Source organism: Providencia sp. 2024EL-00732, from assembly GCF_044006275.1.
In the GTDB taxonomy this organism is placed as follows: domain Bacteria; phylum Pseudomonadota; class Gammaproteobacteria; order Enterobacterales; family Enterobacteriaceae; genus Providencia; species Providencia huashanensis.
The window spans coordinates 210,381-223,354 of record NZ_JBIPDG010000004.1 but is presented as its reverse complement, the minus strand read 5'-3'; the positions used below and the strand labels follow the sequence as shown (position 1 = coordinate 223,354).

13 protein-coding genes and 1 other annotated feature are annotated in these 12,974 nt (G+C 43.2%); of the genes, 10 read left to right on the top strand and 3 right to left on the bottom strand.

Annotated elements, in window-relative coordinates; all coding sequences use genetic code 11:
* Window positions 1-62 precede the first annotated feature (62 nt).
* Complete coding sequence (locus tag ACHB7C_RS09375; protein ID WP_048606527.1) at window positions 63-1,430, top strand: L-serine ammonia-lyase; 1,368 nt, start codon at window positions 63-65, stop codon at window positions 1,428-1,430.
* Between the two features lie 75 nt (window positions 1,431-1,505).
* Here ACHB7C_RS09375 and ACHB7C_RS09370 read toward each other — a convergent pair whose 3' ends face one another.
* Window positions 1,506-2,711: a serine hydrolase gene (locus ACHB7C_RS09370; protein WP_395347082.1), complete on the bottom strand. Its 1,206-nt coding sequence runs from the start codon at window positions 2,709-2,711 to the stop codon at window positions 1,506-1,508.
* 232 nt (window positions 2,712-2,943) lie between these two features.
* Here ACHB7C_RS09370 and ACHB7C_RS09365 point away from each other — a divergent pair, with 232 nt between their 5' ends.
* A complete protein-coding gene (locus ACHB7C_RS09365; RefSeq protein ID WP_042846539.1) occupies window positions 2,944-3,567 on the top strand; it encodes a glutathione S-transferase family protein in 624 nt (207 codons plus the stop codon).
* Here ACHB7C_RS09365 and ACHB7C_RS09360 read toward each other — a convergent pair whose 3' ends face one another.
* Entirely contained in the window at window positions 3,568-4,395 is an 828-nt protein-coding gene (locus ACHB7C_RS09360; protein WP_042846540.1) for an SDR family oxidoreductase, read from the bottom strand. It lies immediately after the preceding gene.
* A gap of 268 nt (window positions 4,396-4,663) precedes the next feature.
* Window positions 4,664-4,791, top strand: a sequence feature (His leader region).
* A gap of 40 nt (window positions 4,792-4,831) precedes the next feature.
* Between ACHB7C_RS09360 and hisG the strand changes: the two genes are divergently transcribed.
* From hisG to hisIE, 8 genes are read left to right on the top strand one after another with little or no spacing between them, the layout of a single operon-like run.
* On the top strand, window positions 4,832-5,731 hold the full coding sequence (gene hisG, locus ACHB7C_RS09355) for an ATP phosphoribosyltransferase (RefSeq protein ID WP_042846642.1): 900 nt from the start codon (window positions 4,832-4,834) through the stop codon (window positions 5,729-5,731).
* A gap of 6 nt (window positions 5,732-5,737) precedes the next feature.
* A complete protein-coding gene (gene hisD, locus ACHB7C_RS09350) occupies window positions 5,738-7,054 on the top strand; it encodes a histidinol dehydrogenase (protein ID WP_166685343.1) in 1,317 nt (438 codons plus the stop codon).
* A gap of 3 nt (window positions 7,055-7,057) precedes the next feature.
* On the top strand, window positions 7,058-8,128 hold the full coding sequence (hisC, locus tag ACHB7C_RS09345; protein ID WP_042846542.1) for a histidinol-phosphate transaminase: 1,071 nt from the start codon (window positions 7,058-7,060) through the stop codon (window positions 8,126-8,128).
* Window positions 8,129-8,141: 13 nt separating this feature from the next.
* Window positions 8,142-9,209 (top strand): bifunctional histidinol-phosphatase/imidazoleglycerol-phosphate dehydratase HisB, encoded by a 1,068-nt coding sequence (hisB, locus tag ACHB7C_RS09340; protein ID WP_042846543.1) that lies wholly within the window; start codon window positions 8,142-8,144, stop codon window positions 9,207-9,209.
* Entirely contained in the window at window positions 9,209-9,802 is a 594-nt protein-coding gene (gene hisH, locus ACHB7C_RS09335) for an imidazole glycerol phosphate synthase subunit HisH (protein WP_042846544.1), read from the top strand. Before hisB ends, hisH begins: the two co-directional genes overlap by 1 nt.
* A 5-nt stretch (window positions 9,803-9,807) precedes the next feature.
* Window positions 9,808-10,545, top strand: coding sequence for a 1-(5-phosphoribosyl)-5-[(5-phosphoribosylamino)methylideneamino]imidazole-4-carboxamide isomerase (gene hisA, locus ACHB7C_RS09330; RefSeq protein WP_166685344.1), 738 nt, complete (start codon window positions 9,808-9,810; stop codon window positions 10,543-10,545).
* Window positions 10,527-11,303, top strand: coding sequence for an imidazole glycerol phosphate synthase subunit HisF (gene hisF / locus ACHB7C_RS09325; protein ID WP_042846546.1), 777 nt, complete (start codon window positions 10,527-10,529; stop codon window positions 11,301-11,303). The genes hisA and hisF overlap by 19 nt, the downstream gene beginning before the upstream one ends.
* A complete protein-coding gene (hisIE, locus tag ACHB7C_RS09320; protein WP_042846547.1) occupies window positions 11,297-11,908 on the top strand; it encodes a bifunctional phosphoribosyl-AMP cyclohydrolase/phosphoribosyl-ATP diphosphatase HisIE in 612 nt (203 codons plus the stop codon). Before hisF ends, hisIE begins: the two co-directional genes overlap by 7 nt.
* A 34-nt stretch (window positions 11,909-11,942) precedes the next feature.
* Here the strand turns inward: hisIE and ACHB7C_RS09315 are convergent, their stop codons facing one another.
* On the bottom strand, window positions 11,943-12,929 hold the full coding sequence (locus tag ACHB7C_RS09315; protein WP_081363939.1) for an ABC transporter substrate-binding protein: 987 nt from the start codon (window positions 12,927-12,929) through the stop codon (window positions 11,943-11,945).
* Window positions 12,930-12,974 lie beyond the last annotated feature (45 nt).

The following is a 12,974-nucleotide window of genomic DNA, read 5'->3' as shown; positions in this document are numbered from 1 at the left end:
GGTCGTTATTATGAAAATAGCGACCTGATTTCAATGACTTTCTACAAAAGGAAGCACTGAATATGATTAGTGTATTTGATATCTTCAAAATAGGCATCGGCCCTTCAAGTTCCCACACTGTCGGCCCAATGAAAGCGGGCAAACAATTTGTTGATGACCTTATTCAACAAAACTTACTTACCACCACTACACGTATTGCGGTTGATGTATACGGCTCGCTTTCCCTGACAGGTAAAGGCCACGCCACAGATATGGCAATCATTATGGGGCTTGCGGGTAACTTACCCGATACTATTGATATTGACGCTATTCCTGCGTTTATGCGTAATGTCGAGCACACAGGTAAACTTCTTTTAGCCCAAGGGCAACATGAGGTCGATTTTCCGACCGAAGGTGGGATGAACTTTCATCATACCAACTTGCCGCTCCATGAAAATGGAATGACTATCACGGCATTTGCAGGTAACGAAATTCTATACACTAAAAATTACTATTCCATTGGTGGTGGCTTTATCGTTGATGAAGAGCATTTCGGCCAAGAGAATGAAAATGCAGTTCAAGTCCCTTATCCGTTTAAATATGCGGCAGATTTACAAAAGCATTGTAAGGAAACAGGTTTATCCCTTTCTGCACTGGTAATGCAAAATGAATTAGCTTTACGCAGTAAAGATGAAATTCAACATTATTTATCCTCCGTTTGGGATGTAATGAAAGCCGGTATTGAACGCGGCGTGACAACGGAGGGTTTATTACCCGGTCCATTACGTGTCCCTCGCCGTGCCGCAGCACTACGCCGCCAACTTGTCACAACCGATAGCACAAACACAGACCCTATGGCGGTCATTGATTGGATCAACATGTTTGCTCTTGCCGTCAATGAAGAAAATGCTGCCGGTGGCCGCGTTGTAACAGCTCCAACTAACGGCGCCTGTGGCATAGTCCCCGCCGTGTTAGCCTATTATGATAAATTCATTCGCCCTGTGAATGAGAACTCCTACACTCGGTATTTTTTAGTCTCAGGGGTTATCGGTGCTCTATATAAAATGAACGCATCGATTTCAGGTGCTGAAGTTGGTTGCCAAGGGGAAGTTGGTGTTGCTTGTTCAATGGCGGCTGCAGGTCTCGCAGAGTTAATGGGCGGTAGCCCTGAGCAAGTGTGTATCGCCGCGGAAATTGCGATGGAACATAATTTAGGGTTAACTTGTGACCCCGTTGGCGGGCAAGTTCAAGTCCCTTGTATTGAACGAAATGCAATCGCGTCGGTGAAAGCAGTTAATGCGGCGCGTATGGCATTACGACGAGTCAGTGACCCGCGTGTTTGCCTTGATAAAGTTATTGAAACGATGTATGAAACAGGCAAAGACATTAACGCAAAATACCGTGAAACCTCCCAAGGCGGGCTAGCCATTAAACTGGCACACTGCGAATAAATACTTGTATACACTATCTAGCCCTAATCCCCCATAGTGGGGCGGTTAGGGCTAGTTTTAGCTAAAGATAATCACTTACCCAAAGATTGCACTCCACCAGCCGCTGATGGTTTTCATGATATAGTCCCAAATACGACCAAAGAACCCGGCTTCCTCAACAGCAGATTTTGCCACTAAAGGATGTTGCTCAACGACTTCACCATTCAGAATAAAGTTAATCGTCCCTACCGCTTGGTTTTTCGCTAAAGGTGCTTCAAGGAAATCATTTGTAAGCTGAATATCTACTTTTAAATTTTGTAGCTGCCCTTTAGGGATTGTGATAGAAACATCATCAGCAACACCGAGTGAAACCTCCGAGGTATCCCCAAACCAAACCCGTTGTTTCTTCAATGTGGTGTCTGCTTTTATTGGTGTCACCGTTTCAAAAAAGCGAAAACCCCAAGTCAGTAACTTCTCACTTTCTGAAAAACGCACTCGGTCACTTGGCGCCCCTAACACAACAGAAATTAAGCGCATATCACCTTCCGTGGCTGATGCCACTAAATTATGCCCTGCGCCACTAGTGTGCCCTGTTTTTACGCCATCAACTTTTAAATTTTGGTTCCACAACAAACGATTACGGTTAGGTTGGCGAATTTTATTAAAGGTAAATTCTTTCTCTTTATGCAATACATATTCATCGGGGACATCACGGATCATCGCTTGTGTTAAAATAGCCATATCGCGTGCTGTACTAAATTGCCCTTCAGAATCTAGGCCATGAACTGTTTTAAAGTGTGTATTCTTTAAGCCTATTTGTTGCACATAATGGTTCATTAAACTGACAAATGAATCCTGGCTCCCCGCAACATAATCAGCTAAAGCGATACTGGCATCATTCCCTGACTGGATAACAATTCCTTTGTTTAAATCCAATACTGAAACACGGTCTTTCGGCTTCAAAAACATGAGTGAAGAGCCTTTTAATACCGGGTTTCCTGTCGCCCATGCGTCTTCCCCCACTGTTACCATATCCTGCGGCGTAATTTTCCCTGATTTAACTGCCTGACCTACCACATAACTGGTCATAATTTTAGTCAAGCTTGCAGGGTCTAAACGCTCGTCAGGGTTTGCAGACGCTAGGATTTTGCCACTTTTATAATCCATTAGAACGAATGCTTTTGCATCAACTTGAGGAGCAACCGGGGTCTGAGCCGCATACGTACTCCCACTTACGGCAATCAATAGACTCAACCCAACCCCGACTTGTCGGGTTTTTAGGGACAACATTTTTTTACTCATCGGTTATTCCTTCACTTATTCATAAAACATTTAAAATAAATATCATCTTGCTCAACATCACTAAACGATGAAACCACCGCTGTGATCAAATGCGATAACTCAATCTAACCAAGCCTAATATAAGACTTTATTTTCACTGAGACCACCTATAGGAAATAAAGATTTGCCTACGAGTGAATTTAATCTATCTTAACCATGGCTGATGACAAAAAAATCAATTTAGGAGGCTGCAATGTTAACTGTCTGGGGACGCGTCAACTCTTCCAACGTTAAAAAGGTACTTTGGTGCTTAGAAGAATTAAATGTCGCTTATAATCAAAAAGATGTGGGTGGCCCATTTGGTGGGTTAGATACACCTGAATATAAAAAAATGAATCCAAACAGTACAATTCCAACTCTACAGGATGATGACTTTGCACTGTGGGAATCAAATGCAATTTTACGTTACCTTACGGAAAAGTTTGATCACTCTCACTTATTGATCGCTAAAGACCTGCAAGAGAAAGCCGCAGCGGATAAATGGATGGATTGGAGTAGTGCTAATCTGTTTGAACACATCAAGCAGATGATGAACAAAATTGTCCGTGTCCCACAAGCAGAAAGGGACCCAGAACTCGCTAAGGTAATTTATGGCAACATTAATAAATTATTGCAAATTGCCGACGATGCATTAGCAAACCAAGCTTACTTCAGTGGCGACAAATTTGGCATTGCTGATATTGCTATCGCACCGCTATTTTATCCATGGCATGAAATCGTTACCGACCGCCCTGAATTCAAAAATTTAGAGCGTTGGTATCAGCAATTAACCACACGCCCTGCATTCAAAAAAATTGTTATGATCCCAATTAAGTGATTATAGCGTCATATTCATCAAGTCAGGGTTTGGATATTGATATTCAAACCCAAGTTCTTGGCAAATCTTATTACCATTAATTACTTTACCTCCTGACTCATTTATTTCATCAATAAATTCAGGTGGTACTAAGCCAATCGATTTAGCCGCCTTGGTATAGAATTCCGCGCGTGTGGGGTGCGTTGGTGCACACAAGTTAAAAATATGGCCGCCATCAGGCTGCTGAAGCAATAGTAAAATTGCCGTGATAACATCATCTTGATGCACCATATTCACCGGTAGGTTAGCCCCTTTAACCCCTGTTTTACCCGCTAAAAACCGGCCCGCATGGCGTTTCTCTCCCACTAAACCGGCGAGTCGTAAAATATCCACTGAAATGTTCGGCAATTGGTGTAACCAGCGTTCAGCCCTTATGAGTGCCGTCGCTGAGGTTGTTGACCCATTAAGATTCGCTTTTTCCGTGATTTCACCATCTTGCTCCCCATATACCGAGGTAGAAGAGGTAAAAATCACTTTTGGCACTCGAAAAGTGACTGCACAATTAACTAAAGTTTCAATCGCTTCAACGTATTGGTCCACATTCACTTTTGAAGGCGGGAGCAAAATGACCAAGGCATCGCTCTCCACCATAAGCTGAGTTAAATCTTCACTGTCACACTCAATTTCAGGGGTTAGCTTTAATGCATAGCATTCTATACCCACAGCACGGGCGGCCTCTATGCCATCAGGCGTCGTCTTAGTTCCGACAACTTGAATACCCTTTGCTAATAAAGCCTGAGCCAATGGTAACCCAACCCAACCTAGCCCAACGATGGTCACTTTTTTCATACAATCGATCCTCCATTGACTCATTCACTGAAATTCACTCTAGGTTATCTGAAAACCTTAAAACTTCCGAATACATTTTTTGAGGGATTTATCACTATAAATCCTACTCAACTAATTATTATTGGTTATTTTTTAAAAAAAGGTTGCATTCATAGGGGGAAATCGGATAGGTTGAATACCAATGAGTATTTAGTTAGCACAGTGAATGTTTAGTCATTCACGTAAATTAGAGAACGGAAGACATTATGAATCGTATTTCACGCAACCATCATCATCACCATCATCCTGATTAGTCTTTCGGGCGATGTGTGCTGGAAGACGATCAACGAATCTTCCGGTGGCTGAAATGCGAATTGAGAAAACCCTCGGAAGATAATCTTCCGAGGGTTTTTTTATTTTAAAACAAAAATTTATTAAAGGAATATGGGGTAAGGTTATGTTGGATAAATCACGTTTACGTATTGCAATTCAAAAATCAGGTCGTCTGAGTGAAGAATCAAGAGAATTACTATCTCGCTGTGGGATCAAAATTAATTTACAACAACAACGTTTGATTGCTTATGCAGAAAATATGCCTATTGATTTACTTCGTGTCCGCGATGATGACATTCCAGGGCTGGTTATGGATGGCGTTGTTGACCTCGGTATCATTGGTGAAAACGTTCTGGAAGAAGAGCTATTAAATCGCCGTGCTCAAGGTGAAGACCCTCAATATAAAACACTACGTCGCCTTGATTTTGGCGGCTGCCGCCTATCACTTGCTGCACCATTAGATTTCAACTATACCGGTGCAGAATGCTTAAATGGTTCCCGCGTTGCAACTTCTTACCCGCACTTATTAAAACGTTATTTCGACCAAAAAGGCATTCAATTTAAATCATGCTTACTTAATGGCTCAGTTGAAGTTGCACCACGTGCAGGCCTATCAGACGCGATTTGTGACTTAGTCTCAACAGGGGCGACATTAGAGGCAAACGGGCTGAAAGAAGTGGAAGTCATTTACCGTTCAAAAGCCTGTTTAATCCAACGCGATGGTGAAATGTCGGCAGATAAACAGCAACTCATTGACCGCATGATGACCCGAATTCAAGGCGTTATCCAAGCTCGCGAATCTAAATACATCATGTTACACGCGCCAAGTGAAACACTGGAAGAAATTATTGCACTACTGCCTGGTGCTGAGCGCCCAACTATTTTACCTCTAGCGGGTGAACAAAGCCGTGTAGCAATGCACATGGTTAGCTCCGAAACTTTGTTCTGGGAAACCATGGAAAAACTGAAAGCATTAGGCGCAAGTTCAATTCTTGTTCTGCCAATCGAAAAAATGATGGAGTAAATCGTCATGGAAATGGGATTCAACCAGCCAATTCGCTGGGCAGATTGTAACGACCAACAACAAAGTGCATTGCTGATGCGCCCTGCTATTGCTGCCTCTGGCAGCATTACTAGCGCGGTCAGTGACATTATCGACCAAGTCCGTCGTGAAGGTGACCTTGCCCTTCAAACCTTAAGCCGTCGTTTCGATAAAACCGAAATCGACACCGTGCGTATTGCAGCGAATACGGTAGATGAAGCTGAAGCTCGTCTTGGTGATGAAATTAAAACTGCAATGAAAACGGCAATTGGCAATATCCGTCGTTTTCATGAGGCGCAAAAGCCTGTATCAATAACGGTAGAAACCCAAGCTGGTGTTGTTTGCCAGCAAATCACGCGCCCAATTGATGCGGTTGGCTTGTATATTCCGGGTGGTTCCGCGCCATTACTGTCAACGGTTATGATGTTGGGAACACCAGCCAATATTGCGGGTTGTCGGAAAATTATCCTGTGCTCTCCTCCACCAATTGCTGATGAAATTCTGTATGCAGCCAAGCTGTGTGGTATTAGCGATATTTTCCAAGTAGGTGGCGCACAAGCGATTGCCGCCATGGCATTTGGCACCCAAAGCATTCCTACAGTGGATAAAATTTTTGGCCCCGGTAATGCCTATGTCACAGAGGCAAAACGCCAAGTCAGCCAAAGCCATGATGGTGCTGCCATTGATATGCCAGCGGGCCCTTCTGAAGTATTAGTGATTGCGGATAGCGGAGCAAACCCAGCGTTCACCGCATCTGATTTACTATCACAAGCGGAACACGGCCCTGATTCACAAGTCATTTTATTAACTGACGATGAAAACTTTGCCCAGCGCGTGATTGAGGAAACAGAAAAACAATTAGCGCAACTTTCTCGTGCAGAAATTGCAAGGGAAGCACTGAGTGCCAGCCGTGTGATCATCGCTGATTCGATCGAACAATGCGTTGAAATTAGCAATCGCTATGGCCCTGAGCATTTAATATTACAAACCCGCGATGCTGATAACCTAGTCGACGCTATCACTAGTGCAGGGTCAGTATTCGTTGGTGACTGGTCACCGGAGTCTGCGGGGGATTACGCATCAGGGACTAACCACGTTTTACCGACCTATGGCTATACCTCGACTTATTCAAGCCTTGGCCTTGCTGATTTTATGAAACGCATGACCGTACAAAAGTTGTCTAAACAAGGCCTATTAGGGCTAGCCAACACCATCGAAACTTTAGCTCAAGCAGAGCAACTCACCGCTCACAAAAATGCCGTTACCTTACGCGTTAACGAACTAAAAAAACAAAATCAGGAGTAAGTCATGAGCCAAAAATTTAATGCCGCCAGTCTTGCACGTGAAAATGTTAAAACCATGACCCCTTATATGTCTGCACGGCGCTTAGGTGGAAATGGTGATGTCTGGCTCAATGCCAACGAATACCCCATTGCCCCTGATTATCAATTCAGTGAACATAACCTTAACCGTTACCCTGAATGCCAACCGGTTGCCGTAATCAATAACTATGCGGCTTATACGCAAATTACACCAGAACAGGTGTTGGTTTGCCGTGGAGCCGATGAGTCCATTGAGTTGTTGATCCGCGCATTTTGTGAGCCGGGAAAAGATGCGGTGATGTTTTGCCCGCCAACCTATGGCATGTACAGTGTCAGTGCAGAAACCTTTGGTGTTGAACAAAAGAAAATCATGGCGTTGCCAGACTGGGCATTAAACGTTAATGCGATCCGTGAAAACTTATCTAATACCAAACTGATTTATATTTGTAGCCCAAATAACCCAACGGGCAATATCATCGATAATAAAGATTTACGTGAAGTGCTAGATATGGCAGCGGGCCGTGCATTGGTGGTAGTTGATGAAGCCTATATTGAATTTTGCCCGCAATATAGCGTGACTACTTGGTTAGCAGAATACCCAAATTTAGTTATTTTAAGAACCTTATCAAAAGCTTTCGCTCTCGCTGGGTTACGTTGTGGTTTTACCCTTGCTTCACCTGAAGTTATTGAAGTGCTATTAAAAGTGATTGCGCCTTATCCATTATCAACACCGGTTGCCATGATTGCGGCTCAAGCCTTAGATGAACAAGGCATAACCACCATGAGAAACCGCGTAAAAACCGTAACAGAAAACCGCATCGCCCTCAGTGAAGCCCTGCGTGACTTATCGGTGGTTGAACATGTTTATCCGAGTGAAACTAACTATATTTTAGTGCGCTTTAAAGATGGCAATAAAGTGTTTAAAGCCCTGTGGGATCAAGGCATTATTTTACGTGACCAAAGTAAACAACCTGGTCTTGAAAACTGTTTACGCATTACTATCGGGACAGAAATTGAAAATACCCGTGTTATTGAAGCTATTGCAGCACTTTGCTAATTAGGAATGACTCATGAGCCAGAAAATTCTTTTTATCGACCGTGATGGTACCTTAATTACTGAGCCACCGACGGATTTTCAAGTCGACAGCTTAAACAAACTCGCCTTTGAAAAAGCGGTCATTCCTAGCTTACTTGCTCTGCAAAAAGCCAATTACCGCTTAGTGATGATAACCAACCAAGATGGCTTAGGCACCGATAGCTTCCCAACTGCTGACTTTGAACCACCCCATAATTTAATGATGCAAATTTTCACTTCTCAAGGCATCACGTTTGACGAAGTTCTAATTTGCCCTCATAAGCCTGAAGATAACTGCCCTTGCCGTAAACCTAAACTTCAATTGGTAGAACGCTATTTAGATAGCAATGTATTAGATAGCGAAAACAGCTATGTGATTGGTGACCGCGAAACCGATATTCAGCTTGCTGATAATATGGGGATCAAAGGCTTACGTTATAATGCAACTGAGCTTGATTGGGAAGCGATCACAGCACAACTCACTAAACGTAATCGCCATGCACGAGTAGAACGCGTTACCAAAGAAACGAATATACAAGTAGAAGTTTGGTTAGACCAAGAAGGTGGCAGTAAAATCAACACTGGGGTTGGCTTCTTCGACCACATGTTAGACCAAATAGCGACCCATGGCGGCTTCCGTTTAAATATCGAGGTCAATGGTGACTTATTTATTGATGACCACCACACAGTTGAAGACACAGGGCTTGCATTAGGTGAAGCTCTCAGAATTGCTTTAGGTGATAAACGAGGCATCGCACGCTTTGGTTTCGTGCTCCCAATGGATGAATGCCAAGCACGCTGCGCACTGGATATTTCAGGTCGCCCTCACCTTGAATATAAAGCAGAATTTAAATACCAACGCGTAGGTGATTTAAGTACAGAAATGATTGAGCACTTTTTTAGCTCACTTTCCTATGCAATGGGCTGCACATTACACCTAAAAACAAAAGGAAAAAACGATCACCACAAAGCAGAAAGCTTATTTAAAGTCTTTGGTCGGACACTGCGCCAAGCGATCCGCGTTGAAGGGGATACCCTCCCAAGCTCAAAAGGGGTTTTGTGATGAACGTCGTCATCCTTGATACTGGCTGTGCTAATTTGGCGTCTGTCGCTTATGCAGTAAAACGTTTAGGCTATGACCCGGTGATCAGCCGAGAAACCAATACTATTTTACAGGCAGACAAGGTGTTTCTACCCGGTGTCGGTACCGCTAGTGCCGCAATGGAAAAGCTCATTGAGCGTGAATTAGTCCCATTAATTAAGGCGCTAACTCAACCTGTATTAGGTATCTGTTTAGGGATGCAATTGCTTGGCTCCTTTAGCGAAGAAGGGCAAACAAATATCCCATTACTGGGGCTGATTGATAGCCCAGTACAAAAAATGGATGCTAACGGTTTACCTGTTCCCCATAGTGGTTGGAACCAAGTCAAAGCACTTGCTGGAAACCCGTTATTTAAAGGCATTGCCGATGATGCTTATTTTTATTTTGTACACGGCTATGCTATGCCTATTTCAGCGAATACCATTGCGCAAACACAATATGGAAATTTATTTAGCAGTGCTATCAATCGCGATAATTTCTATGGCGTACAATTTCACCCAGAGCGCTCTGGGGCTGCGGGTTCTCGCTTGATTCAGAATTTTTTGGAGATGTAATTACCATGATCATTCCTGCATTAGATTTAATCGATGGCACGGTAGTACGGTTACACCAAGGGGATTACGCTAAGCAAACAGATTACGGTAATGACCCTCTGCCACGCTTGCAACAGTATGAAAAAGAAGGCGCAAAACTCTTACACCTTGTGGATTTAACGGGGGCTAAAGACCCGCAAAAACGCCAAATTCCACTTCTTAAAAAATTATTAGCTGGCGTTAGTGTGCCGGTGCAAGTTGGTGGCGGTATTCGTAGCGAAGACGATGTTAAAGCATTGCTAGAGGCCGGTGCGACTCGCGTGGTGATCGGCTCAACGGCCGTAGCAAAACCTGATCTCGTAAAAACTTGGTTTGAAACCTATGGTGGAGAAGCCATTGTACTGGCTCTAGATGTACGCATTAACACCGAAGGTGTAAAAGAAATTGCTATCAGCGGTTGGCAAGAAAACTCAAATTTAACATTAGAACAAGCCATTGAAATCTATCAACCTTATGGTTTAAAACATGTGCTCTGCACCGATATCTCTAAAGATGGCACGTTAACCGGCTCTAATGTGAATTTATACCAAGAAATCAGCCAAAAATTCCCTGATATTGCCTTTCAAGCATCTGGAGGAATTGGTAATTTAGACGATATTGCGGCTATTCCAGCATCTGGTGCCGCCGGGGTTATTGTTGGTCGTGCATTATTGGAAGGCAAATTTACCGTTACGGAGGCAATCGAATGTTGGCAAAACGCATAATTCCGTGTTTGGACGTCCGTGATGGTCAAGTCGTTAAAGGGGTGCAGTTTCGTAATCACGAAATCATCGGTGATATCGTTCCTTTAGCGCAACGCTACGCACAAGAAGGCGCTGATGAACTGGTATTCTACGATATTACAGCTTCGTCGGATGGCCGCGTTGTGGATAAAAGCTGGGTCGCTAAAGTTGCTGAGGTGATTGATATTCCATTTTGTGTAGCGGGTGGTATTAAAAGCGTTGAAGATGCAGCTCAAATACTGTCTTTTGGTGCAGACAAAATTTCAATTAATTCCCCCGCGTTATCTGACCCAACCTTAATCAGCCGCTTAGCAGATAGGTTTGGCGTACAATGTATTGTTGTTGGTATCGATACTTGGTTTGATGACAGTACTAATGAATACCTTGTATACCAATTTACCGGTGATGAAAAACGTACAACACAAACTCATTGGAAAACCCTCGATTGGGTCAAAGAAGTGCAACAACGTGGCGCAGGGGAAATCGTTTTGAATATGATGAACCAAGATGGCGTCCGCCAAGGATATGACCTTGTTCAACTGAAAAAAGTCCGTGATGTGTGCCAAGTACCACTCATCGCATCAGGCGGTGCGGGGGAAAAAGTCCATTTTCTTGATGCCTTTGCTGACGCCAATGTTGATGGGGCTTTAGCCGCCTCGGTTTTCCATAAACAAATTATTAATATCGGTGAGTTAAAACAGTACCTAGCCGAAAATGGAGTTCAAATTAGAGTATGTTAACCACAGAACAATGTAGCCAACTGGCATGGCAAAAAGTCGATAATTTAATGCCTGTGATCGTGCAACATGCCGTATCAGGGGATGTATTAATGCTTGGGTATATGAACCCTGAAGCATTACAAACCACTTTAGACAGCCGTAAAGTCACTTTTTATTCTCGAACTAAACAACGTTTGTGGACCAAAGGTGAAACATCAAATAATTTTTTAAATTTAGTTGATATTTACCCTGATTGTGACAGCGATACTTTATTGGCGCTCGCCTTACCGGATGGCCCAACATGTCATAAAGGCACTCAAAGTTGCTTTGCTCCCGCACAAAGTGATTGGGGCTTTCTGTTTGAGCTAGAAACCTTGCTAAAAGAGCGAAAAACGGCATCACCTGAAAGCTCTTATACCGCTCGTTTATATGCAAGTGGCACTAAACGTATCGCCCAAAAAGTTGGGGAAGAAGGTGTTGAAACGGCCTTAGCAGCCACCGTCAATGACCGCGCTGAATTAACTAACGAAGCCGCTGATTTGATGTATCACTTAATGGTACTACTGCAAGACCAAGAACTTGATTTAAGTACTATTATTAAACGTTTAAAAGAACGTCACCAATAAATCAATAGCTGCCAGTTTTACTGGCAGCTAAATTTTAAGGGTTCAAAATTTTATCGATTTGCTGGTCACTGAGGCGAATTGCAAAGAATTTCAAGTAAAAATCTGCGGTTTCCTGTTTCATGTCAATATCCGCAAAGCGTTCGGGGTAAAGTGTTTGCGCCAACCATAAAAATTGTAATGCTTCTTCTGACGTCTCACGGCACCACCAGAACATACCCTTTGGGTTCACATATACTTGCTGGTTCTTTACTGCGCGAAGCGCACTCCACTGAGCTGATGATTTTATTATCTGTGCATCTTCTTTATTCATTGCCACTATTACATCAGGGTTCGCCGCAATAATAGTTTCGAGTAAAACTTCACCAGAATTATTTTTCTTATTGGAAAACCATGTTTCAGCGACATTTTTTGCGCCAGCTAAATCCATCCAGTCTTGGTTTAATGAGGGACGACCAGAGGTAAATAACGCACTCCCCATACTATGGTATACCGTCCGCTTCTCTCCCTCGGTTAACCCGACTAAGCGTTCGCTGACTAATGTAATATTGCGGTCAAAATAACGTTGATATTCTATCGCTTTTTGCTGTGCATCCGGGCCTAGCTCAACCGCCGTTGCTTGTACTCTTTCCTGCAAAGCTTGTAGTGAATTGGCAGGGTACTCCACAACTTTCACCCCCGCACTTTCTAAAATGTCTCTCTGTGGTACTTCCATCCCTTTTGCAACAAACAATAATTGTGTTTGTAATGAAATAATCTGTTCTGGGTTTAATTGGTTACTTAGGCTGATAACTGGAACATTATCAATGTTAGGTAACATTTGGCGAAATAATGGAATTTTCTTCGCAATCACCGATGTACCAACAATCTGCTCACCATACCCCAACATCATAATAATGGTATTTTGTGCCGGCCATGGTGTCGCAATCCGTAGATCGGGGTTATCTGTTTTCGCTAGGGATAAACCATAAGTTAGCAGCCCTACCAGCAAAATAACCGTTTGTAAAAAATCAGCTTTTCTCATATTTGTCACCCTTCTTTGCTGAATAATAAAGAAAGGTGCCCCTTA

Coding starts and splice junctions, on each gene's coding strand:
- ACHB7C_RS09375 (WP_048606527.1), top strand. CDS start 63: ATGATTAGTGTATTTGATATCTTCAAAATAGGCATCGGCCCTTCAAGT.
- ACHB7C_RS09370 (WP_395347082.1), bottom strand. CDS start 2,711: ATGAGTAAAAAAATGTTGTCCCTAAAAACCCGACAAGTCGGGGTTGGG.
- ACHB7C_RS09365 (WP_042846539.1), top strand. CDS start 2,944: ATGTTAACTGTCTGGGGACGCGTCAACTCTTCCAACGTTAAAAAGGTA.
- ACHB7C_RS09360 (WP_042846540.1), bottom strand. CDS start 4,395: ATGAAAAAAGTGACCATCGTTGGGCTAGGTTGGGTTGGGTTACCATTG.
- hisG (WP_042846642.1), top strand. CDS start 4,832: ATGTTGGATAAATCACGTTTACGTATTGCAATTCAAAAATCAGGTCGT.
- hisD (WP_166685343.1), top strand. CDS start 5,738: ATGGAAATGGGATTCAACCAGCCAATTCGCTGGGCAGATTGTAACGAC.
- hisC (WP_042846542.1), top strand. CDS start 7,058: ATGAGCCAAAAATTTAATGCCGCCAGTCTTGCACGTGAAAATGTTAAA.
- hisB (WP_042846543.1), top strand. CDS start 8,142: ATGAGCCAGAAAATTCTTTTTATCGACCGTGATGGTACCTTAATTACT.
- hisH (WP_042846544.1), top strand. CDS start 9,209: ATGAACGTCGTCATCCTTGATACTGGCTGTGCTAATTTGGCGTCTGTC.
- hisA (WP_166685344.1), top strand. CDS start 9,808: ATGATCATTCCTGCATTAGATTTAATCGATGGCACGGTAGTACGGTTA.
- hisF (WP_042846546.1), top strand. CDS start 10,527: ATGTTGGCAAAACGCATAATTCCGTGTTTGGACGTCCGTGATGGTCAA.
- hisIE (WP_042846547.1), top strand. CDS start 11,297: ATGTTAACCACAGAACAATGTAGCCAACTGGCATGGCAAAAAGTCGAT.
- ACHB7C_RS09315 (WP_081363939.1), bottom strand. CDS start 12,929: ATGAGAAAAGCTGATTTTTTACAAACGGTTATTTTGCTGGTAGGGCTG.